Source organism: Acinetobacter lwoffii, assembly GCF_024129115.1.
Lineage (GTDB): Bacteria > Pseudomonadota > Gammaproteobacteria > Pseudomonadales > Moraxellaceae > Acinetobacter > Acinetobacter lwoffii_T.
In genome coordinates this window covers 30,584-54,317 of record NZ_JAMXXO010000016.1, presented here as the reverse complement: position 1 = coordinate 54,317, position 23,734 = coordinate 30,584, and the positions used below count along the sequence as shown (strand labels likewise).

Below are 23,734 nucleotides of genomic sequence, written 5' to 3'. Positions count from 1 at the left end.
ATCGCAAAGTTGAAAAATATAAAGATAAAAAAAGCAGCCATTCGGCTGCTCAATACTTTTATTTCGAGTTTTATTTTTTATCGGCCAGGCTAAAGAACCAGTTCAGGATCAGTGCAGCAAACGTTGCCGTACCAATACCACCCAGATTGAAGCTGCCAAAAGTCAGGGCAAAATCACCCGTACCTAAAATAATGGTCACCGCAGCCACCATCAGGTTCTTGTTCTGCGAGAAATCGACCTTGTTCTCAATCCAGATTTTGGCACCAGCAATGGTAATCAAACCAAAGACTACAATCGAAGCACCGGTCAGAATCGCTGTCGGAATCGTGTGAATAATCGCACCAAACTTAGGCGATAAACCTAGGAACACAGCAAAGACACCCGCGACTGCAAAGATGATGGTCGAGTAAACCCGTGTCACGGCCATCACACCAATGTTTTCACCATAGGTAGTCATACCCGGCGCACCTACACCACCGGCTAAAGTGGTTGCAATACCATCTGCCACAAAGGCTTTACCAATATGCGGATCGAGGTTTTCACCGGTCATCGCGCCTACGGCTTTAATATGGCCCAGATTTTCAGCCACCAGAATCAAGGCAATCGGTGCAATGATCAACATCGCATTCAATTCAAAAGTTGGTGCGTGGAAAGTCGGTAAACCGAACCAGGCTGCTTGCTGAATGGGAAGGAAATTGATCGCAGTGCCATAACCCATGACATTACTGAGTACAAAATAGATCAGATAAGCCAATAACAGGCCAACCAATAACAGCAGGCGCTGTAATAAGCCACGGGTGAATACGGCAATTGAACCCATGCACAGCACAGTGACCAGGGACATCCACATATTGAAGGTATTGCCCATCACGCTTTTCACTGTGACTGGAGCAAGGTTCAGGCCAATGATCATCACCACGGCACCGGTTACCACGGGTGGCATCAACTTTTCAATCCAGCGGGTGCCCGTTGCCATGACCAGAAAGCCCATCAGCGCATAGAAGATGCCACATGCGATAATGCCGCCTGCTGCAACGCCAATATTTGGATTCAGCCCGCCACCACCCGCATAACCGGTTGCCGCGATCACCACACCAATAAAGGCAAAGCTTGAACCTAGATAACTTGGAACCCGGCCACCGGTGATTAAAAAGAACAGAATAGTACAGATCCCTGACATTAAAATCGCCAGGTTAGGATCAAAGCCCATTAAAAAAGGTGCCAGTACAGTCGCGCCAAACATGGCAAAAGCATGTTGTACACCCAAAATGACCGTTTGTGCGGGTGGCAAATACTCTGCGGTACCTACTGGTCGTGCATCGATACTGCCCTCATAAGGGCGCCATTTGGGAAACCAACTGGACATAAAATGAGCACTCAAAAGATAAATTGTGCACATCATACTCTTGTTCTTTAGAAGATTTAATCACTTAAACAAAATTTTTGTTCAAATTAATTCTATGACTTTATTTAAGATTTTACCGGGCGGTAAAAGAATACTGGGTTAAAATTAAAGTGAAATCAGTAGATTAATTTCTTATTATGAATAGGGCTATGTATAAATAAATCTGATTTACTATATAAAATAAAATATTTCCTGGCTATTGACTGGTCAATAAAAAAGCACATCACTAGGATGTGCTTTCAAATGGGCATTTTTGCTTAGCCAGTATTACGCAGACCGGCTGCAATCCCGGCAATACTGACCATCAGCGCATGATCTACCGGGGTGTTTTCGGCCTGTTGCTGTTCAAGATATAAACGGCGACGTTTCATCAGTTCAGCTTGCAGCAAGTGCAAGGGTAACAGATATGGTTTACGTACCTTCATGGACTGATCCAGTACGCCATTGCTGCTGAGCAGTTTCGATTCACCTTTCAAGCTTAACAGGGTTTGTACGGCATCCTGCAAACGCTGGCGTAACGCTGTCCCCAAAATTTTCAGATCTTCATCCTGGGTCAGATGCGATTCATAATACAGCGCTACATGCGCGTCGGCTTTGGACAGGACCATTTCCAGCATATCAATTAGGGTCTGGAAATATGGCCACTCGGCCAGCATCTCATCGAGTACATTACGCTGTCCTTGATCCACGACTTCATTCAGGGCGGCACCGGTACCGAGCCAGGCAGGCAACATCAGGCGAATTTGGGTCCAGGCAAATACCCAGGGAATGGCCCGCAAGGATTCAATGCCGCCGCTGACTTTACGTTTGGCGGGGCGTGAACCCAGAGGCAGCATCTGCAGTTCAAGTTCAGGGGTAACGGTACGCAGGTATTTTACAAAATGCGGATTTTCCCGTACGGTCTGGCGATAGACCTGAACCGACAGTTCGGTCATTTGATGCATCAAGTCGCGCCATTCCTGTTTTGGCTCAGGTGGCGGGAGCAGGGTCGCTTCCAGGGTTGCAGCGGTATAAATTTCCAGATTTTGCAGCGCGATTTCTTCCAGCCCGAATTTAAAGCGGATCATTTCACCCTGTTCAGTCACCCGGATCGCACCGGAAATAGAACCCGGTGGCTGAGAGAACAAGGCTTGCTGGGTTGGCGCACCACCACGACTGATCGAACCGCCACGACCATGGAACAGGGTCAACTGCACGCCATGTTGCTGGGCAACTGCGGTTAGTTCTTCCTGGGCACGATACTGTGCCCAGTTGGCCGACATAAAACCGGCATCTTTGGCAGAATCCGAATAGCCAATCATGACCTCATGTTTGCCCTGAATATGCTGTTTATACCAGTGCATCTTGAACAGGGTCGACATGGTTGCGGCTGCACCATCCAGATCTTTTAATGTTTCAAACAGGGGAACCACCCGTAACGCCTGTTCAATCCCGGCTTCTTTTTGTAAAAGCAGTACCGCCAAGACATCACTTGGATATTCTGCCATGGAAATAATATAGGCACCCAGAGACTCGCTCGGCTGTTCGGCCAGTGTGCGCATGGTGGCAAAGACTTCCTGTACATCCGGATGTTCAATCAGGCTGCCGGCCGGTTCATTCAGATGTTTCGGCAGTAACGGACGCTTGCTTTGCAATTCCTGCAGTAAAAAGTTTTGACGGGCCTGTTCGGTCCAGGTTTCAAAATTCCCCAGTCCCAAATATTCAGTAATGGCTGAAATCGCCTGACGGTGACGGCCGGATTCCTGGCGGATATCCAGTTTTAGCAGTTCGATCCCAAAGCTGTTGACCCGGTAAATAAAGTCCAGCAGGCTGCCATTGGCAATTTCGGCCAGATTGCAGTCCATCAGTGAGCGGTAGCAGGTCAGGAGTGGCTGTAAAAGTTCGTCTTTACTTTTAATCACCAGACTGTCATCGGCATCATTGCCTTTTAATTTTTCTGCCAGCCAGTGCCGCGTCGCTTTCAGGCGGGTACGGGTGTCACGTAAATATTCACGATAGGGTTCAGGATGGGGCTGGCCCAAAGCTTCGGAAATTTCCGGACTGCATTGCTGAATGGACAGTTCCCAGCGCAGGTTTTCAATATCACGTACATAGAGATCGGCTGCTTTCCATCGCGACAGCCACAGTACTTCCTGAGTGACGGTGTGGGTGACATTCGGGTTGCCATCACGGTCACCACCCATCCAGGAGGCAAAACGTACTGGTGCGACATCTAAGGGCAGGTTCTGGCCACATTGCGCCTGAACCATGCCATTTAGTTCGCGGATAAATTTCGGGACCGCATTCCACAGGGTCTGTTCAATAGTGGTAAAGCCCCATTTGGCTTCATCGATCGGAGTCGGGCGATGCTGACGGATTTCATCGGTTTGCCAGGCAGAGCTGATCAGCTGTTTCAGATCGGCCAGGACTGCCTGACGTTCACATGGAGTCAGTTTCTGCTGGTCGAATTTGGACAGGGCAGTGTTGATGCCGTCATATTTTTGAATCAGGGTACGGCGGCTGACTTCTGTGGGATGCGCGGTCAGGACCAGTTCAATTTTCAGTTCACAGATTTGCTGATACAGCGTATCGGCAGAAATTTCCTGCTGTTTAAATTTTTCAAATAAAGGCACCAGAGGATTGGGCGATTCTGCAGTGTCATCAAACTCGCTCTGACGGCGACGACGTACCACATGATATTGTTCGGCAATATTGGCAAAGTTTAAAAAGTGGGTAAAGGCGCGGGTCAGCGGCAGGATTTCCGCATCTTCCAGGCTCAAAAACAGTTGTTCCAGTTGTTTTTCTGCTTCGACCTGTCCATCGCGAGCGCCTTTGGACAGGGCACGGATCTGCTCGATCTGATTAAACAAATCCTGCCCGGCATGTAATTTTAAGGTTTCCCCAAGCAAATTACCCAGTAAGCGTACGTCTTCGCGTAGTGGTGCATCAATCTGTTGAATCATTTTTTATTCCCTCACATGCATGCTTTGACTATACCGCGACTGCATGACAATCCAAGTCCCCTAGAGACAAAAGTTGCAGAGCATTGGCTACTTTTTTAGCAACTTTTAGGCCACATACGGTGATCGGTGATCAGTCCGAAAGAAAGGAGTTAATCCGGCAGGGCATATTTCAGCATAAACAGTTCAATGGCCTCGCTAATAATCTGTTGCTGTTCTGCGCTTGAAGGGGGAGGGCTGAGACCCAACAGGATTTTCTGATGACGGGTTCCGGTCAGCAGGGACACGATCAGCTCGGTCTGTTTTTCTGGAAGATCGACCTGAATAAAGCGGTATTGCTGGGCCAGGGTAAAAAAATCATTCCAGACTGCATCCAGTTTGCTATGCGAGGCCTGATAAAACTGTTCTGCTAAAGGACTTTGCTGCGAGGCCAGTTCCATCAGTAGCAGGTCCAGCTTGATCGCTTCTGGTAAATGAATAATATTTAAAGCGCGCTGACAGGCCTGATAAAACTCCTGCGCAAAGTCACTGCTCGGCTGCAAGAGTTGAGGATGTTCATGCAGAATGGCTTCACAGGTATCCTCAATCGCACAGCTAAACAGAGTCGCCTTGTCCTGAAAATGGTTATACACCGTTAGCTTGGTCACACCTGCCTCACGTGCAATCTGGTTCATGCTGGAGGCATGATAGCCATGCGCTAAAAACAGCACTTTGGCCACACTCAGGATGCGCTGACGCTTTTCCAGATCCTTGGGTCGTCCTACAGGTATTTGCACAATTTCTTCCAAAAAAAGTCAACACGGTCATTGCTTTGAAGCTTGAGTTGTAATTAGTGTACCGGGTGGTATATTAATTAAAAAACAAGCAATTCAATATATCAGCATAGTTTGCCCTAAAAAAGACGATCAGATAAGAGCGAATAAGATGAGCAGGATTTACAGCGTATTGGCTGGCATGGTGGTGCTTTGCAGCGTGACCTTAACTGGGTGCAGCAAAGATACTGCTGCAGCAGAACAGGAAGTTCCCTTTGTCATGGTGGCCACACCCACTACTTCACAGCATGAATTAAAAAGTTATGCCGGTGATGTGCAGGCGCGCCAGCAAACGGCGCTGGCATTTCGGGTCGCTGGACAGGTGACCCAGCGCTTCGCCGATGTGGGTGACCAGGTCAAAGTCGGGCAAGTCCTGGCAACTCTGGATGTCAAAGATGCCCAGCTGCAGCTGAATGCAGCACGTGCCCAGCTGGAAAGCGCGCAGTCTGCCACTAAGATTGCTCAGGATGAATTACAACGTTTCAAGCAGTTATTGCCATCCAATGCCGTGAGCCGCTCACAATATGATGCGATCGAAAACCAGTACAAGACCGCCCTGTCAAATCTGAAGCAGGCACAATCCAATTATGATACGGCCAAAAACCAGACTGCTTATAACCAGCTGATTGCCACCAAAAAAGGCGTAATCACTGCACGCAATATTGAAACAGGTCAGGTGGTCGCTGCCGGGCAGGCGGCGTATGAACTGGCGATTGCCGGTGAACGTGAAGTGGTGATTGGGGTACCGGAACAGGCTATTTCGGAGATCAAGGTTGGACAGGCAGCTACAGTGACATTATGGTCCAAACCTGAAGAAAAATTTGCCGCTTTTGTTCGCGAGATTTCACCGGCAGCGGACCAGTCGCGGACCTTTCGGGTTAAAGTTTCCTTACGTGAAGGCAATGGCCAGATCCAGCTGGGGCAAAGTGCCCGGGTGTTTTTTCAGCACAGCCGCGACAATATGCTCAGTGTGCCGCTATCCAGTGTCTCGGCAACGGATCAGCAGGCTTATGTCATGGTGGTCCAGCCCGATCATACCTTACGTAAAGTCCCGGTCCAGCTCGGTGCCTATGGCCGGGACAGTGTTCCTGTACTCAGTGGGCTCAAGCCGGAAGACTATGTGGTGATTGGTGGCGTACATCTGCTGCGTAACCAGCAAAAAATCAATCCGATTGATCGTGAAAACCGTCGTGTGACCATTCAGGCAGGGAGTTAAGCATGAACTTTAACCTGTCGGAATGGGCTTTAAAAAATAAAGGTCTGGTGCTGTATTTCATGATCCTGCTCGGTCTGATCGGCATCGTCTCTTATTCCAAACTGTCACAAAGTGAAGATCCACCTTTTACCTTTAAAGTCATGGTAATCCAGACCTATTGGCCGGGTGCCAGTGCCAAAGAAATCTCCCTGCAGGTCACTGACCGGATTGAAAAGGAACTGATGACCACGGGACAGTATGACCGCATTATGGCTTATTCGCGTCCGGGTGAATCCATGGTGACTTTTGTTGCCAAGGATTCCCTGGCTTCGAAAGATGTCGCGGATGTCTGGTATAACGTGCGCAAGAAGGTGGGCGATATCCGGCATGAATTGCCACAAGGGGTACAAGGGCCGTTCTTTAATGATGAATTTGGCGACACCTTTGGCAATATTTATGTGCTCAAGGGTAAAGATTTTGACTATGCGACCCTCAAGGAATACGCCGACCGCTTACAGCTGCAATTGCAACGGGTCAAAGATGTTGCCAAAGTTGAGCTGATTGGCCTGCAAGACCAGAAAATCTGGATTGAGATTTCCAATACCAAGGCCATTCAGCTGGGCGTTCCAGTCATGGCGATTCAGCAAGCCCTGCAGCACCAAAATGCCACAACCCAGTCCGGTTTTTTTGAAACCAGTTCAGACCGGATTCAGGTGCGGGTCAGTGGTGCATTAAACAGTGTTGAAGAGTTAAGACAGATGCCGCTGCTGGTCAATGGCAAAACTATTCAGCTGGGAGATGTAGCAGAAGTCTATCGTGGCTTTAGTGATCCGGCACAGCCCCGGATGCGCTTTATGGGCGAAAACGGCATTGGTATTGCTGTATCGATGCGCAAGGGTGGGGACATCATTGCCTTGGGTAAAAATCTAGAACAGGAATTCGCCCGCCTGCAAAAAGCCCTGCCACTTGGCATGGAGCTGCAAAAAGTCTCGGACCAGCCGGTGGCGGTCAAACGCAGCATTAACGAATTTATGAAAGTGCTGGCAGAAGCGGTGATTATCGTATTGCTGGTCAGTTTTTTCTCGCTCGGTTTCCGGACCGGTCTGGTGGTGGCTTTCTCGATTCCACTGGTGCTGGCCATGACCTTTGCCGGTATGCAGCTGTTTGATGTCGGACTGCATAAAATTTCCTTGGGAGCCCTGATTCTGGCCCTGGGTCTTTTGGTCGATGATGCCATTATCGCGATTGAAATGATGGCGATTAAAATGGAGCAGGGTTATAGCCGTTTACAGGCGGCCGGGCATGCCTGGCGCACCACCGCTTTTCCGATGCTGACCGGGACTCTGATTACCGCTGCCGGTTTCCTGCCAATTGCCACTGCAGCATCGAGTACCGGGGAATATACCCGTTCGATTTTCCAGGTAGTGACCATTGCATTGCTGGTGTCCTGGATTGCCGCGGTACTGTTTGTCCCATACTTAGGCGATAAACTTCTGCCGGATTTCAACAAAGATTTATTTCAAAAAGCGCCGTGGTATCAGCGTCTCTGGGCACGTCTGCGCAAACAACCAGAACCTCAGCCGATTGTGCATCATGCCGGTGAACATTATGACCCTTATCAAACCCGGTTTTATCAGGGTTTTCGTCGTTGGGTCAATGCCTGTGTGACCTATCGTAAAACTGTCATTGCTGCCACGGTCGGAATTTTTATCCTGTCTATTTTAATGTTTAAGCTGGTGCCGCAGCAGTTTTTCCCGCCCTCGAACCGGGCTGAAATTCTGGTGGATCTTAAACTTGAAGAAGGTGCATCACTGAAGGCCACTGAAGCCGCAGTGAAAAAAGTCGAAGCCTTTTTATCGAAACAAGAGGGGATTGATAACTATGTGGCTTATGTCGGGATGGGTTCGCCACGTTTCTATTTACCGCTCGATCAGCAATTACCGCAAACCAGCTTTGCCCAGTTTGTGGTATTGGCTTCCTCGCTGGAAGACCGCAATGAAATCCGCGAATCCTTAAGTGACCAGATTCGAAAGTTATTGCCAGAAGTGCGTACCCGGGTGTCCTTGCTGGAAAATGGCCCACCTGTGGGCTATCCACTACAATTCCGGGTGTCGGGTGAAGACTTAGGATTAGTCCGTGAATGGGCGCAGAAAGTTGCAGCCACCGTGGGAGAAAATCCGAATACCACCAATGTACATCTGGACTGGGGCGAGCCGAGCAAAGTCATCAAATTGCAAATTGATCAGGATCGTGCCCGTCAGCTTGGGGTGAGCAGCAGTGAACTGGCCAATGTACTGAATGGCTCGATTTTAGGGGCCGGCATTGATCAGTATCGGGAAAAACGTGAACTGATTGAAATCCGTTTACGTGGTGCTCAGGCTGAACGGGTGGAGGTGGAGTCTTTAAGCAGTTTGGCCGTGCCAACCGCAACTGGAACATCAGTACCTTTGGCGCAGCTTGCCAAAATTGAATACAGCTTTGAAGAAGGCCTGATCTGGCATCGGAATCGTTTACCGACCATTACCGTGCGTGCCGATATTCGTAGCAAACTGCAGCCCGCTACTGTGGTCAATGAACTCAAAGAGCCACTGGAAAAAATCCGGACAGAGCTGCCGAATGGCTATCTGCTGCAAGTGGGGGGTACAGTTGAAGAATCGGCTCGTGGACAGAACTCGGTGAATGCCGGCATGCCTTTATTCCTCGCAGTCGTCATGACCCTGCTGATGATTCAGCTCAAGAGCATCTCACGGGCCTTTATTGTGTTCCTGACCGCACCTTTAGGCATTATCGGAGTGGTGTTATTCCTGTTAATTTTCAATAAACCTTTCGGTTTTGTTGCGATGCTCGGAACGATTGCCTTATCCGGAATGATCATGCGCAACTCGCTGATTCTGATTGACCAGATCGAGCAGGATATTCAGGCCGGAGAGTCGCAGTGGGATGCCATCATCAATGCCACAGTACGCCGTTGTCGTCCGATCGTATTGACCGCACTGGCTGCAGTTCTGGCCATGATTCCCTTGTCCCGCAGTATTTTCTTCGGGCCAATGGCGGTGGCGATTATGGGTGGTTTGATTGTGGCGACATTATTGACCCTGTTTTTCCTGCCTGCCCTATATGCACAGTGGTTTAAAGTGAAAAAAAGTTTAAATTCTGTTTAAATTTGTCATAATTTCAGGTGCGAAATTTGGAAATTTTCAATATAGTAGCACCTGAGATTTTTATAATTTAAAAAAATAAGTAATTGCTGCATTGGCCGAGCTGCCAATACGGTAACGAGGTTGAACCGAACATGACTCAAGATACATTAACCAAGATGCGACGTTCCGTAGCGATGGCTTATGTCTTCATGTTTTTGGCCTTATTTACCCTGTTTAGTGGACTATTGGCTTACTGGTTCGCACGTAAAGTCACTCAAGTTGATTATGCTGAAGTCTGGTTACAGGCACAGGCACTGTGGATCATGCGTAATATCGTGATTTATACCATTTTGGCGATCTTTGCTGCACTGTGGTTTATTCCCCTGTTTTTCTTTGCCTGGGACAGCCAGTTATGGGTCAAAGCCTGTGTGGTGACCGGAGTGATTTTCAGCTTTATTGCTTTTATTTTCCTAATCAATGCCTGGTTTAAAGGCATCCATAAATTCTCTCAAAACAAAGCTGTGTTCTAAAGCGTATAATTTTTTTCATATTTCCCCTTGTAAAACTCGGTTTGACCCCAATTTCAGACCTCAGTTGAATATTAAACAAAATTCCGTGAGGAGCATCGCCAGACATGGCTAAACGTGATTATTATGAGGTTTTGGGCGTCGCTAAAACCGCTAGTGATGATGAAATCAAAAAAGCCTACCGTAAGTTGGCGATGAAATATCATCCAGACCGTAACCCGGACAATGCTGAAGCTGAAGAGAAATTCAAAGAAGCAGCAGAGGCCTATGAAGTGCTCTCTGATGGTGAAAAGCGCAGCATGTACGACCGTATGGGCCATCAGGCCTTTGAAGGTGGTATGGGCGGCGGCGGTGGCGGCTTCGGCGGTGGTTTCAGCGCAGAAGACATTTTCAGCCAGTTCGGTGATATTTTCGGTGGTGCTTTTGGTGGCGGCGGTGGTCGTGGCCAGCAACGCGCGCGCCGTGGTTCTGACTTACGCTATGTGATGGAACTGACCCTGGAAGAAGCGGTCAAAGGCGTCAAGAAAACCATTACCTTTACTGCACCGGCACCGTGTGATGCCTGTGACGGTAAGGGTTCAAAAAATCCAAACGATGTAGAAACCTGCCGTACCTGTCATGGTGCCGGTCAAGTGCGCATGCAGCAAGGTTTCTTCTCGGTACAGCAAACTTGTAGCACTTGTCGCGGTCAGGGCAAGATCATCAAGAACCCATGTAATAAATGTCATGGTTCAGGTGTGTCGGATCGTCAGCAAACTCTGGAAGTCACTATTCCTGCGGGTGTGGACAATGGCGACCGCGTACGCTTGACCGGTAAGGGTGAAGCGATCCGTGATGGTCAGTCAGGTGACTTGTACGTAGAAGTGGTGGTGCGTGAGCATGAAATCTTCCAGCGTGATGGCGCTGACCTATATATGGACGTACCAGTATCAATTGCTGATGCAGCCTTAGGTAAGGAAGTTCAGATTCCTACGCTAGATGGCCGTGTTAGCCTGAAAATTCCTGAAGGTACGCAAACAGGTAAACTGTTCCGCTTACGTGGTAAGGGTGTTAAACCGGTACGTACCAGCATGCAAGGTGACTTGCTGTGCCGTATTGTGGTGGAAACTCCAGTGAATTTAAGTGCACGTCAACGTGAACTGTTGAAAGAACTACAAGAAACAATGGATGGTGAAGATAGCAAATCCTCACCGAAGAAAAAATCATTCTTTGATCGTTTGTTTGATTAATTGAGTGAAAGTAAAAAAGGACGCTGAGGCGTCCTTTTTTATTATGTAGATAAGATACTCTAGATTAGAAGATGCTATTTATTAGTTGATAGCTATCTTATTGTTTGATAGGTATCTCTTAAACATAAAAACCGCCTAAAAAGCGGTTTCTGTTTTTATATTTGACTATCTAAATAGAAAGTATGAGTCCAAATTTGGAGGGTGATAGATATTTTGTAAGTGAGAAAAAAGCATCATTCCCGAAATTAAAAAGGCCAATATTGTTATTACAGAGCTATATAATCGCATTCATTACTTATCAAATTTACCAGTACAGCAGATTACTCTTATTTTGTTATCATGACAATGAAAGCTTAATCTTATTGAAATCACTATAAATTTTTAAAATTTCATTTTTAATAAATAAAATAAATATATATATAAGAAAACTTGATTAATTAAATTTTTCGTGTATAGTTAACTTAACTAGAAAAAAGTCTTGTTTCGGTAAATCTTCTTTAAGTATCGTAGTTTTAGTCATAATCCTTCGTTTTTTTTCAGATTTTAAGTCTCATTCTTTATTATTTCAAAGTTATAATCAGTCTATAAAATGACTAAAAAATTATTAAAAATTATTAGGATATATTATGTCAAACTCAAATGTTGTTAAAGGTACTGTAAAGTGGTTCAACGAAACTAAAGGTTTTGGTTTTATTCAACAAGAATCAGGTCCAGATGTTTTTGCTCATTTCAGCGAAATTGCGAGTTCAGGTTTTAAAACCTTGCTTGAAGGCCAGCTGGTTGAATTCAGTGTAGCTCAAGGTCAAAAAGGACCGAATGCTGTAAATATTGTTGCTATCTAAGCAAGAATAAACAGTAAAAAAAGCACTTAATAAGTGCTTTTTTTATCGTTCAAAATTTAATTTTAAGTTATTTTCCAAATTGGAAAAATCTTTAGAAAAACAGGATTCAAGTTGTTAAAAATAAATGATTTAATTGCAAAATCTAAAAATGGTACTGAAATTATTGTTTCGTTAATTCCTCTCAATAAAATGCAAAATACACGTCAGGGTTTAAAAAGAATTGAAGTGGGTAAAAGAGTTCTTCTTTCATCTGGAGTTGAGGTAGATTTAAACTTAGATGGCCGTACATTCTATACTTCTCTAAATCAATTATTTAAGCTAAATCATAAAGTTATTTAAAGATAAAATTAAGAAACATCAACTTTTAGTGGAGATTTTGCCACTTTAACTATTATTAAAGGTATAGATATGCTTAAACAAAGTATCAGTGTGAAGGATCAGTTTGGGGCTCAACACGCTATTCAAGCAACAGTCGATCATCATTTTTCTAAAACACAATCTCATTCCAATATAAAACATATCACTGTAGATGGTGAAGATATTCGTCCCAGTTTTGAAATGTGCTTTCAAAGTACCTTAAGTGGAAAAATTTTCAAAATTGTATAGACCAGGCAAATTTTGCTTTAGGTATTATTATTTTTAATAAGTTCCCTAAGAGCTAGATAATTAATTTGCTCAATCTAAGGACTGATTTTTGTATAAAGCAAAATTGAGTCCTTTTAATCTCAATAAGACTTAAAATCTTATCTGCTCATCAATTCAAAAGTAGATATTTATAATTAAAATTTAGTAAAAAGTCTTGCATAAGAATCCTGTTAATCTAACTGAGATTTAGATCATCAAGATTTTGAGTTCAGTTAATCATGGCGAGACTAAACAGGAAAAACTGTATTGGCAAGTCGTCTGTTTAACTTCACAAATCAGTAATCTCAGTAAATCAATGCAAAATCATAGCGATAAAATTATGAATAAGCTTATTTCAGTTATATGAGTAATTGCTAAAAACTATATGACGAGTCAAGTTGATGTATATCGTATAGCTTTGACGGAAGTGATTGCCTAACTTCTTAAGCTTGATTAAAACTCTTATCAATATCAGTGATTTCACTCTTTGAGTATTTTCATTGATTTTTATGCAATGCATCTTAGTGTTATTCTGCAGTTTTGCTATAGTAAGAGCAATTTTGGATCAACATCAGGACTATGTTATGTCAGCGATACCACGCATTGGGATCTTGGGTGCCGGCGGTCGTATGGGGCGTATCCTTATTCAGGCGGTGCATGAAGCAGGTTATCAATTGGCGGCCGCGGTAGAACGCCCTGAAAGTACCCTATTAGGCGCAGATGCTGGTGAACTTGCCGGAATTGGCGCAACAGGTGTCAAGATTGTGGGTAGCCTTACCGATGTAGTCAAAGACTGTGATGTCGTGATTGATTTTACCGCACCCGCAGCGACCGTCAATCATCTGAAAATCTGCCGTGAAGCTGGTGTCGCCATCGTGATTGGTACCACAGGTATGAATGACGAGCAAAAAGCCTATCTCGATCAATCTGCGACAGAAACTCCTGTAGTTTATGCAGCAAACTATTCAGTGGGTGTGAACGTCTCGATCAAACTGCTTGAACTGGCCTCTAAAGTTTTTGGCGATACGGTTGATATCGAAGTGATTGAAGCACATCACCGTCACAAAGTAGATGCGCCATCGGGTACAGCTTTGATGTGGGGTGAGGCGATTGCGGAAACTTTGGGCCGTGACCTGAAAGAAGATGCAGTGTATTGTCGCGAAGGTCATACCGGGCCGCGTGAGCGTAAGAGCATTGGCTTCCAGACTATTCGTGGTGGCGATATTGTCGGTGAACATACTGCAATGTTTATTGCCGATGGGGAACGTGTAGAAATTACTCATAAAGCCACCAATCGCATGAACTTTGCTTCTGGTGCGGTACGTGCTGCGGCTTGGGTCGTAGGCCGTGAAGCGCGTAAATATGATATGAAGGACGTGCTTGGTTTTAACGATATTCAGGTTTAAAACCGAGTCAAAATCATTTATAAAAAAATCTAAAACTAAAATAAGACGAATAAAAAATGCAAAAAATGATTTTCCTGCTCTGTGCAGTGGCGCTTGGTGCCATTGCGCAGGCCAAGCCTGTCGGGACGCCTAAACTCAGTATTCATAAAAACAATATCAAGGTCTGGACCTATCAGGATCAGCAGAATCCGGTCTTTCTATATAAGGCAGAAACTACCTACCATGCACCAATTGAAAATGCCGTGTCGCTGATTCTGGATATCGAGCATGCCGTGCAATGGGTGCCTTATATGGGCAGCATCAAGGTCTTATCACGTGATGATAAAAAAGGCGAATTTACCTTGTATATGGTGCTGGATTTTCCATTTCCCTTAAAAGACCGCGACCTGATTGTACAGGGCAAGATGATCAAGCAAGCCAATGGACAGATTAGTATCAAGAATAAAGCCATTCAGACCGGTTATCCCTTAAATCCGAATTATGTGCGTTTGACCGATTATCAGGGGGATTGGACTTTTCAAAAGCTGGCCAATAATCAGGTCAAGGTTTCAACTTATGGTTATGCCAATCCGGAAGGCTCGATTCCCTTAACTTTTGTAAATATGTTCGTGCAGCAACAGCCTTATCAGATGCTACAAAAGATGAAAGCAGAGCTGGCCAAGCCTGCAGGCCTTGCAGTTTTGCCGGAAGTATTGCAATAAAAAAAAGACCCAATTGCTGGGTCTTTTTGACAGATTGAAACAGGCAGAGTTTAAGCTTCAAAATCCGCTTTAAGTACAATCCGGTAACGCGCTTTACCCGAATGCAGATGTTCAATGGCCTGATTCAGCTGTGACATCGGGAAGACTTCAATTTGTGGGGCAATGTTTTTACGTGCGGCAAATTGGAGTAACTGACGCAGTGCCGCCGGCGAACCGGTTGGTGAACCAGTAACTGACTTGGCACCACCAATCAGCATGCCCGCCGGAATCTGCATCGGTTCTAAAGGGAGACCGAGCATATGTACTGTACCGTTCGGTGCCAGAGTGGCCAGATAAGCCTGCCAGTTCAAGGTGACATTGACCGTACTCAGCAATAAATCAAACTTGCCTCGCTGGGCTTTTAAGGCAGCCGAATCACGACTATTGACCACATGGTCAGCACCCATGCCTTTCAGCTCATCGGTTTTGTCCAGATTTGAGGTGAAAGCCGTAATCTCACAGCCCCAAGCTTTGAGCAGTTTAATTGCGATATGACCCAGACCCCCAATCCCGATCACGCCAACATGATGAATAGCCTGAATCTGATGTTTGAGAATCGGATCGAATACGGTAATTCCGCCACAGAGCAGGGGACCAGCACTTTCAGGATCAAGATCTTCAGGTAGGGGAATGACCCATTGCCATCCGGCACGCACTTTGTCGGCAAAACCACCGGCATGTCCGACAATGGTAGCCACCTGACCGCCAGTACACAGCACCTGCTGACCTGAAATGCAGGGAACGCAATATTGGCAGCTTTCCGCTGTCCAGCCGATTCCCACTCGTTGACCAACTTTCAGGCCTTTGGCTTCTGCACCCAGATGGGTAATGGTACCGATAATCTCATGTCCAGCCACGACTGGATAGACGGATGAACCCCAGTCATTATTGATCACTGAAATATCGGAATGACAGAGGCCGCAGTATTCCACTTTTACTTCGACCTGATGCGGCTGCAGTTCTCCGGCATCAAACTGATAGGGTTCGAGTGCAGCACCTGCTGACATTGCAGCATAAGCGTGGATAATATTATTCGACATAAATTCAGCTCTTCTTTGAATGGGAATATATTGTTTTAAAGTGACAATGATTTTCGTGATCATCGACCATACCGACGGCCTGCATAAAGGCATAGCAAATGGTGGGTCCGACAAATTTAAAACCGGCCTTTTTTAAGGCTTTTGACATGATCTGGCTTTCGATAGTCTGTGCCGCTGCCTGACGATAATCCGCAATATCATTATTCAGTCGTGGTTGCTGGGCAAAAGACCATAGCCATTGCCCTACATTGATGTCTTGCTGTTGCAGCTTGAGCCATGCTTGGGCATTCTCGCGAATGGCATGCAGCTTGCCACGATGACGGATCAGGCGGGCATCCTTAAGCTTGAGTTCGAGTTGTTGATCTGTAAGTGCTGCAATCGACTGAATGGAATATTGAAAAAAATGTTCACGATACGCTTCACGTTTTCTGAGAACGGTAATCCAGGCCAGACCGGCCTGCTGTCCTTCCAGACACAGCATTTCAAACAGGCGATTTTCATCCAGCAGAGCCTGTCCCCATTCCTGGTCATGGTAGGCGATATACAGCGGATCATCGGAACACCAGCCACAGCGTTGCACAGTCATGTGATGCTCCTTGTTTTTATGGTTTTATAATTTAAAAATAGTCCATTGATCTTGCTGGTTATCCCAGTAAGACAACTCAGCCTGATCCAGATCGCTAAATTGAATCCACATATCTTTACCGGCCTTGTCAGCATAACCGGTACTGATCAGAAGCGCATCCTCGGTAATTTCCATCACCCAGCCCTGGTAAGTTTGACCATTCCATACAATTTTTTGTTGATTGCCTGATTCAGCAAATTCCACCAGACGATTGATCAACGCTTCTGACATGTAAATATCCTAAAATTAACGTAAATAGGGATAAGGGTTGACCACACCGCGGCCCTTGCCCTGTAAATAGATTCCATAATGTAGATGTGGTGCAGTATGCCGGGCATTGCTGCTGTTGCCGACATAACCGATCAGCTGGCCTTTTTTGACATAGTCGCCCACTTTTAAACCGCGCTTATGTCCGTCCAGATGAGCATAATAATGCCACGAGCCGCTCGGACCCAGAATCCAGACTACTTTACCACCCAAATTGTTATTACGTAAATCTGCAATCAGGCCCTCAGTCGCGCTAAAAACTTTGGTTCCACGTGGAGCCATGATATCAATACCTTCATGCAGGCGTCCGCGACTGCGCGAAGCGCCCCAGGTATCTGATAATTCACGTGCCTGTACGCGTGCCACCGGGATGGGCAGAGAGGACGGCACTCGCATACTTTTCAGTTTTTGCACGACGATAGGATTGAGCTGTACAGCAGGGGGTTTTTTCGGTGTACTGCTACAGGCGGTTAGTAATATGGCAATTAAAGCCACCCAGGTCAAAGCAAGATATTGGCGCACGCTATTCATCCTTAAATATTGGCAATGCTCATTCTGAGCTGATCGGTTTTTTGCTTTGTCCAGAATATGTCATACATTTACCGCAGAGATCAATTTTTTCATCGCTGTTGGTAGACCGCAATCAATGGCTGTCTCTGGACGCATCCAGTTGCCTTGCAATTCAATCGCCAGATGTTCCTGCTGATCCTGATCCACTGCAAAAACGATTGCTTCAAGCTGCCAGGTGAAGTGGGTGAAACTATGGCTGATCTGGACTTTTTTGAGGATATTTTTCAGGCCAAGTTGCTGGCATTGCTGTTCAAATTCATGGGCATTTTCAATAATAGGCAGACACCAGAGACCACCCCAAAGGCCGCTATTAGGGCGTTGCTGCCAGAGCCAGTCTGTACCCGACTGGATTAGCAAAACCTGAGCAGAACGTACCGGTACTGGTTTTTTGACCTTTTTAAAAGGCAATTCATTTTCCAGCCCCTGTTGATGGGCCTTGCAATGCTGCTGCATCGGGCAATATAGACATAAAGGTTTTTTCGGCGTACACACGGTCGCGCCCAAGTCCATAATCGCTTGGGTATAATCATGATTGCGTTCGATCGGACAAAGCTGTTCTGCCAGTTGCCAAAGAGCACGTTCATGTACCGGTTTGGACAGATCATCTTCAATGGCAAAGAAACGTGACAATACCCGTTTGACATTGCCATCCATGATCACGCCATATTGACGTAAACCCAGTGACATCAAGGCGCCAGCGGTAGAACGCCCAATGCCGGGCAAGGCCATCCATTCTTCCAGGGTTTGAGGGAACAGCTGCTGTGCGGTTACGATACCAGCCGCTTTATGCAGATTGCGGGCGCGGGCATAATAGCCAAGACCTGCCCAATAGGGTGCTACCTCATCCCATGAGGCTTGACCTAAGTCCTGAACCGTCGGAAAACGCTGGATAAATCGTTCGAAATATTGCAGTACAGTTTTGACCTGAGTTTGCTGCAACATGATTTCAGAGACCCAGACTTTATACGGATCATTTGTTACCTGCCAGGGCAAGTCATGACGACCATGCACATCAAACCATTCCAACAGGGCATCTGAAAATACAAACATGAACACATAGCAATCGAATAAGCAGCAGCTAGTATAGCGGAATCAGCAGGGTGGGAATGTGAAAAGTGGGATAAAACGTAGATGTTCATCGAGCTTGATAGAACTTAGCTTTCATAAAAATAAATGCTCCGGAGAGCATTTATTTTTAATAAAGAATCCGGTTAATCGTTAATTCCCCAGCGCTCATCCAGCTTCAAGGTCTTGCCGGCATAACGCGGAATAATATGAATATGCAGATGCTCTACCTTTTCCTGAAAAACTTCACCATCAATAAAGCCGACATGAAAACCCGAAGGTTGGTAGCGTAATTGCAGTTCATTGCGTGCCTGTTCCAGTAAGGACATCAAACTTTTACGTTCTTTGTCGGTCACTTCGAAAAACGAGGCCACATGCCGCAATGGAATAATCACACAGTGACCTTCGGACAATGAATTCGGTTCAGGCAACACCACACCATAATCATTTTTGGCAATGACATCATATTCGTCAAAATTGCAGTAGGGGCAGTTGGTTTCAGCCATCATACACATTCTCCTCTGGTAGGATTTATCTTCTTTTCTTCATGAAGTATCTAAAATATTCAGCCTGTGAACAAGCCGGATAGTTGTTTCTATTTATGCCAAGTGGCGGTCTAGCAAGGCATACATTGCTGCCAGGCCTTTCTGTTCCGCTTCTGCATTGTAACCAAGATCCACGCCATTGGTTTTGGCCCGTTCATCGGCGAGCGGGTTGCTAAAGCCATGTTTGGCATCTTCAAAAACAATCACCTCATGCTCGACTTTGGCAGCATGCATTTCCTCACGGAAGCTGGCCACATCATCCAGGGTCACCATACTGTCGAGTTCACCATGCAGCACCAGAATTTCTGCCTGTACCTGACCTTCCTGAGCCGGGGCTTTCGGAGATAGGTTGGCATGGAAAGTTGCCACCGCTTTTAAAGGGGCATTGTAACGGGCCAGATCCAGAACTACTTTGCCACCGTAACAGAAACCAATTGCAGCCAGTTTTTCCGCATTGACTTCATCCTGTGCTGCTAAAGCATTCAAAGCTGCTGTTGCACGGTTGACGATAGTGTCAGTATCTTCAAAAGTTTGCATCATCCACTGATAAGCCTGATCAGAATTGGTCGTGACTTTTTTATCCCCATACATGTCCATGGCCAGGGCCGCATAGCCATGTTCTGCAAGTTCACGGGCGCGCTGTTCAGTATATTCATTACGCCCCCACCATTCGGGTGCGACCAGTACACCGGCAACGGGTGTATCTGTTTCTGGTGCGGCAAAATAACCAATTAATGGGCTGCCATTCTGCGCAGTATAATGAATTTCGCGGGTCTTGATTACTGCCATGCTGACGTCCTCTATTGTTGTTGAATCACTTAAATAAAATATAACATAGCAAAACTGATTGGAATGTGACATGAAAACATGCGATTCCCTGATGTTTAAGCCCATAAAAAAGAGAGGTGCATATCGAACCTCTCTGATTTTATATTAGGAAAAATAGTACTTATTATTTAATAATTTCCAGTAATTCCACATCAAAAATTAAAGTACTGTTCGGTTCAATCACATCCCCTGAACCAATTTGTCCATAGGCAAGTTCTGCCGGAATGAAGAAACGATACTTGGCGCCTTCTTTCATTAACTGTAAACCTTCGGTCCAGCCCGTAATGACTTGGGTGGTTCGAAATACCACGGGCTGATTGCGGGCAATCGAGCTGTCAAAAACCGTACCATCGATCAAGCGGCCTTCATAATGTACGCGGACATTACTGTTTGCACTTGGTGATTTGCCTTTGCCTTCCTGAAGAATCTGATATTGCAGACCTGATTTGGTGGTTTTGATTCCGGGTTTTTTGGCATTTTCAGCCAGAAAAGCATGACCAATTTTGGCATTTTCTTCAGCTTGCTTTTTCAGGGTAATCAGCTCTTTGGCTTCAGCCTGACGCTTGAATTGGGTCAAGACTCGCGCCATATCTTCTTCACTTAAAGTCGCCTGTTTTCCAGCAGCTGCTGCTTTTAAACCGGTACTAAAGGCATCTAGATCAATACCTTGTAAGGAATCTGCATTACTTTTTCCCATCAGATAACCAAAGCTGTAGCCGACCTGTTCAGCCTCAGGGCTTTTATTGGTGACTTCTTTTGCAAACAGGCTGCCAGAACTCAGCAGTAAAACCATCAAACTTATTTGTATTTTCATGATTAATTCTCAAAATAAAGGAGAGCGCGTTGCTCTCCTTTTTGTGGATTATTTTACTTCGATGAGTTCCACATCAAAAATCAAAGTACTGTGTGGAGGAATCGTACCTGGCACGCCCTGTTCACCATAACCCAGTTTAGATGGGATATACAGGGTTGCTTTACCACCTTCTTTCATCAGTTGCAGACCTTCGGTCCAGCCTGGAATGACCTGATTGAGTGGGAACTCAATCGGCTCGCCACGTTCAACCGAACTGTCAAACACGGTACCATCAACCAATTTCCCTGTGTAATGTACTTTCACAATTGAAGTTGCTGCAGGCTGCTTGCCCGTACCTTCTTTGGTCACTAAATATTGCAAACCAGATGCTGTAGTTTTTACCCCAGCTTTTTTGGCATTTCCAGTCAGGAAAGTATCACTTGATGCCTGAGCGTGCTTGGCACTGTCGACTTGCTTCTGCTGCATTTCTTTTTGGAACTGCTCATAAGCTGCTTGTAATTCTTCTTCAGCATAAGCAGGAGCAGTACGGGCATGACCTTCGCGAACGCCTGTCACAAAGCTGTTAATATCCAGCTCAGGTGGAGTTTGATGAGCGACTTCATAACCGAGTGCATAGCTAATTTTAGAAACAGCAGAGGCATCTTTAGATGCTTTTGTGGTTTGAGCAGCTGGGTTTTGAGTTGCATAGTAAACAGGTACTAGCGCGGCACCGCCTAAAAGAACAGCGACAGCAATCGGTAAGGCCTTACTCATGTATTATTTCCTAATTGTAATTTGTCCAAAAAAACTAGAAATGATCTTAACAGAATTTTATAAGACATACGCTATGATAGATAGATTTGCTACATTTAGCACATTTAAAAAAATAATATACACGATTCTAAATGTAAAAAGTTACCTCCTGTATTATAGAAGGTAACTCTTGTTTTTTATAAAAATTACGGGGCTTTAAAAATTATTTTTAACCCTATTCAAAATAATTCCATGGACACTATGCCCCGAGTTTTTAAAAGACTCTAATGCCATTTCAATCTCTTGTTCTGAAGTGTAATTATAGCGTGTCACTAGAATATTGGTATTGATGTGGTTTGCCAATATTTGGCTATCTGAAACATCCAGAACAGGCGTTCCATCTACAAGAATAAAATCGTAAGTATTTTTTAATTGATCCAACAGTATCGCCATTTCTGGTTTGCTCAGTAAACTAACCGGATTAATTTCTCCTTTACCACTAGCAATCAGATCAAGTTTGGCTTGTTGAGTCGGAGTAATAATAGAACTTAAAACTGCTGTACCATTTAGATAATCACTTAGACCGACTGATGTCTCAATATTAAAATAGTCTTTCAATTGGCCTTTCCTTAAATCAGAGTCAATCAATACAACTTTTAAATTCATCTGAGCTAAAATAATGGCAAGATTTGCTGTTAGTGTAGATGTACCAATATTTCTTGTAGTACCAATCATTTGTACAGCAGGTTGACCCGAAATTTGTGCAGAATGTTGAATTGAGGTAGCAATTTTTCGCATTTGTTCAATGGGAAGGGCAGAAGGCTCCAAAACTGCTAATGGATGAGCATACTGTTTAGAGTCTCTATTCAAGGAATTATGTTGATTAACTTTCCCTAAATTTCTTAAGGTATGTTTAGTCGTAATAGGTTCTATATTGCGTATGCCTGAGTGTAAGAAATTACGCACCAATGCAATCAATACACCAATAAATCCACCGATAAGAATAGAGAACACTAAAAAGATTAGCTTTCTAGGTTTAATAGGGTTAACAGGTTCTACTGCATAATCCACAATGCTTACTTTACCTAATTCACCAGCCTTAGCCACATTCAGACTCTGATACGTTGTTAATAAACCAGTATAAAGCTGGTTTTTGATTTCAACATCTCGGTAATATTGTAAATATAAACGCTGGATCTCTGGAAGTTGCTTAACCTTATTGTTAACCTCACTGATTTTTGTATTGAGTGTCGTTAATTGAGCATTGATAGCCTGCATCGCTGGGTGTTCAGCAGTGTACTGAGCTCCGAGCTCAGCCTGTTTTTGTTGAAGTTGGACTTTCTGAATGTCAAGTTCCATACCTTGTTTAAGGTATAATTCAGACTCTCCTTTGACATCCACTGTGCCATATTTTTGTCTAAACTGATTAAACTGACGTTCGGAGTTATTTAAGTCTTCTTTCAGTTCTGGAAGTTGTTTTTCTAGAAAGGCAACTTGTTGATCCTTATCAGTAACACTTCGACTAATATCTTGTTGCTTATAAATATTTAAAACCGTATTAAGGAGGTTCGGAATATTTTCTGGATTTTCACCTTGATAAGTGAGTTCTAATATACCTGTTCCTTTGCCTTTTTCTTGAGCATCAAAGTTTTTCAAGATATTTGACATAGCAATAGGCAGAGAGTTTTTCTGCAGGATAAATTTCTGTCCCGAGTTTAAATTTCCAGAAATACTAATATTCCAAGATCCATCACGTAAAACTCGGTTTAATTCTCCTTCTTTCAGAAGTTGCTCGGTTTTATAGTCATGAATAGTGTATTTATTGTCTTCAAGAGTTAGGAGTAAGGCTTTATTTTCATAAAATTTGGGTACTTGAAACTGGGCGATTACAAGTCTCTGACCTTCTTTTTTTAATAAGATATCTTGGGTAGTATATGTTTTGATATAGTTATTATCAGATATAATTTTTTGGAAAAAATTTTCTTTAGGTTGAATTTGAATATCAAGATTTAAATCTTTAATTGCCTGACCTAAGATTGCACGTGATTTTAATAATTCAATTTCGCCTTGCGTAGAAGAGTTTCCCATTCCTCCTAAGCCGGCGAGACTTGCCATGGCTGCCATATCTGAACTTAGCCCGGCTAAGGGACTTGAGGTATTGGATTTAATCTGTGCCAATGCATCAGTTTGATATACATTTTCAGTAGTCCGTAGATATATGAAAGCACTGACTAAAGATAAAAGAACACAAAGGCTAATTATTTTCCATTCTGCTATAAGTGAGAAAAATAATTCCTTTAAATCGATAGTATCGTCTTGTACGTTTGAGTTCATTCGTTTATTACTGCAAATAATTAAAAATTTTTAAATCAAAACTTTGAGTTTTTAG

At 44.6% G+C, this 23,734-nt stretch carries 22 protein-coding genes; 9 read left to right on the top strand and 13 right to left on the bottom strand.

Annotated features, from left to right (window positions below):
* Positions 1-70: 70 nt before the first annotated feature.
* The 3 genes from NI470_RS11790 to NI470_RS11780 form a co-directional block, all read right to left on the bottom strand.
* Positions 71-1,366 carry a solute carrier family 23 protein gene (locus NI470_RS11790; protein ID WP_253148445.1) on the bottom strand — a complete coding sequence of 432 codons (1,296 nt, stop codon included), beginning with the start codon at positions 1,364-1,366 and terminating at the stop codon, positions 71-73.
* A 296-nt stretch (positions 1,367-1,662) separates the two neighbouring features.
* A complete protein-coding gene (gene ppc, locus NI470_RS11785; RefSeq protein ID WP_253148446.1) occupies positions 1,663-4,347 on the bottom strand; it encodes a phosphoenolpyruvate carboxylase in 2,685 nt (894 codons plus the stop codon).
* A gap of 149 nt (positions 4,348-4,496) precedes the next feature.
* Positions 4,497-5,120: a TetR/AcrR family transcriptional regulator gene (locus NI470_RS11780; protein ID WP_253148447.1), complete on the bottom strand. Its 624-nt coding sequence runs from the start codon at positions 5,118-5,120 to the stop codon at positions 4,497-4,499.
* Between the two features lie 148 nt (positions 5,121-5,268).
* Here NI470_RS11780 and NI470_RS11775 point away from each other — a divergent pair, with 148 nt between their 5' ends.
* From NI470_RS11775 to NI470_RS11735, 9 genes are all read left to right on the top strand, one after another.
* Positions 5,269-6,372, top strand: a complete 1,104-nt coding sequence (locus NI470_RS11775; RefSeq protein WP_253148448.1) for an efflux RND transporter periplasmic adaptor subunit — start codon at positions 5,269-5,271, stop codon at positions 6,370-6,372.
* Between the two features lie 2 nt (positions 6,373-6,374).
* A complete protein-coding gene (locus NI470_RS11770; protein ID WP_253148449.1) occupies positions 6,375-9,512 on the top strand; it encodes an efflux RND transporter permease subunit in 3,138 nt (1,045 codons plus the stop codon).
* 131 nt (positions 9,513-9,643) lie between these two features.
* Positions 9,644-10,021 carry a hypothetical protein gene (locus NI470_RS11765; protein WP_005245471.1) on the top strand — a complete coding sequence of 126 codons (378 nt, stop codon included), beginning with the start codon at positions 9,644-9,646 and terminating at the stop codon, positions 10,019-10,021.
* A gap of 104 nt (positions 10,022-10,125) precedes the next feature.
* Positions 10,126-11,247, top strand: a complete 1,122-nt coding sequence (gene dnaJ / locus NI470_RS11760; RefSeq protein WP_195725377.1) for a molecular chaperone DnaJ — start codon at positions 10,126-10,128, stop codon at positions 11,245-11,247.
* 626 nt (positions 11,248-11,873) lie between these two features.
* Positions 11,874-12,089 carry a cold-shock protein gene (locus NI470_RS11755; protein ID WP_005105001.1) on the top strand — a complete coding sequence of 72 codons (216 nt, stop codon included), beginning with the start codon at positions 11,874-11,876 and terminating at the stop codon, positions 12,087-12,089.
* A gap of 111 nt (positions 12,090-12,200) precedes the next feature.
* The gene (locus NI470_RS11750) at positions 12,201-12,428 is read left to right on the top strand and encodes a hypothetical protein (protein WP_004647679.1); all 228 of its coding nucleotides are present in this window, start codon (positions 12,201-12,203) and stop codon (positions 12,426-12,428) included.
* A 69-nt stretch (positions 12,429-12,497) separates the two neighbouring features.
* Positions 12,498-12,695, top strand: coding sequence for a hypothetical protein (locus tag NI470_RS11745; protein WP_004280859.1), 198 nt, complete (start codon positions 12,498-12,500; stop codon positions 12,693-12,695).
* A 602-nt stretch (positions 12,696-13,297) separates the two neighbouring features.
* Positions 13,298-14,119 (top strand): 4-hydroxy-tetrahydrodipicolinate reductase, encoded by an 822-nt coding sequence (dapB, locus tag NI470_RS11740; protein ID WP_222112410.1) that lies wholly within the window; start codon positions 13,298-13,300, stop codon positions 14,117-14,119.
* A gap of 56 nt (positions 14,120-14,175) precedes the next feature.
* The gene (locus NI470_RS11735) at positions 14,176-14,820 is read left to right on the top strand and encodes an START domain-containing protein (protein WP_253148450.1); all 645 of its coding nucleotides are present in this window, start codon (positions 14,176-14,178) and stop codon (positions 14,818-14,820) included.
* 50 nt (positions 14,821-14,870) lie between these two features.
* Here the strand turns inward: NI470_RS11735 and ahr are convergent, their stop codons facing one another.
* The 10 genes from ahr to NI470_RS11685 form a co-directional block, all read right to left on the bottom strand.
* Positions 14,871-15,899, bottom strand: a complete 1,029-nt coding sequence (gene ahr / locus NI470_RS11730) for an NADPH-dependent aldehyde reductase Ahr (protein WP_253148451.1) — start codon at positions 15,897-15,899, stop codon at positions 14,871-14,873.
* Between the two features lie 4 nt (positions 15,900-15,903).
* Positions 15,904-16,485 (bottom strand): DNA-3-methyladenine glycosylase I, encoded by a 582-nt coding sequence (locus NI470_RS11725; protein ID WP_253148452.1) that lies wholly within the window; start codon positions 16,483-16,485, stop codon positions 15,904-15,906.
* Between the two features lie 24 nt (positions 16,486-16,509).
* The gene (locus NI470_RS11720; protein WP_004280868.1) at positions 16,510-16,755 is read right to left on the bottom strand and encodes a hypothetical protein; all 246 of its coding nucleotides are present in this window, start codon (positions 16,753-16,755) and stop codon (positions 16,510-16,512) included.
* A 15-nt stretch (positions 16,756-16,770) separates the two neighbouring features.
* A complete protein-coding gene (locus NI470_RS11715; RefSeq protein ID WP_276532978.1) occupies positions 16,771-17,322 on the bottom strand; it encodes a M23 family metallopeptidase in 552 nt (183 codons plus the stop codon).
* A 60-nt stretch (positions 17,323-17,382) separates the two neighbouring features.
* The gene (gene mutY / locus NI470_RS11710; protein WP_276532977.1) at positions 17,383-18,411 is read right to left on the bottom strand and encodes an A/G-specific adenine glycosylase; all 1,029 of its coding nucleotides are present in this window, start codon (positions 18,409-18,411) and stop codon (positions 17,383-17,385) included.
* Between the two features lie 161 nt (positions 18,412-18,572).
* Positions 18,573-18,932, bottom strand: coding sequence for an HIT family protein (locus NI470_RS11705; RefSeq protein ID WP_253148482.1), 360 nt, complete (start codon positions 18,930-18,932; stop codon positions 18,573-18,575).
* A 93-nt stretch (positions 18,933-19,025) separates the two neighbouring features.
* Complete coding sequence (locus NI470_RS11700) at positions 19,026-19,760, bottom strand: dienelactone hydrolase family protein (protein WP_253148455.1); 735 nt, start codon at positions 19,758-19,760, stop codon at positions 19,026-19,028.
* 163 nt (positions 19,761-19,923) lie between these two features.
* Entirely contained in the window at positions 19,924-20,613 is a 690-nt protein-coding gene (gene bamJ / locus NI470_RS11695) for a BamJ family beta-barrel-assembly machinery protein (protein WP_138743138.1), read from the bottom strand.
* 48 nt (positions 20,614-20,661) lie between these two features.
* On the bottom strand, positions 20,662-21,366 hold the full coding sequence (bamJ, locus tag NI470_RS11690) for a BamJ family beta-barrel-assembly machinery protein (protein ID WP_253148456.1): 705 nt from the start codon (positions 21,364-21,366) through the stop codon (positions 20,662-20,664).
* 195 nt (positions 21,367-21,561) lie between these two features.
* Positions 21,562-23,679: a polysaccharide biosynthesis tyrosine autokinase gene (locus tag NI470_RS11685; RefSeq protein WP_253148457.1), complete on the bottom strand. Its 2,118-nt coding sequence runs from the start codon at positions 23,677-23,679 to the stop codon at positions 21,562-21,564.
* Positions 23,680-23,734: the final 55 nt, after the last annotated feature.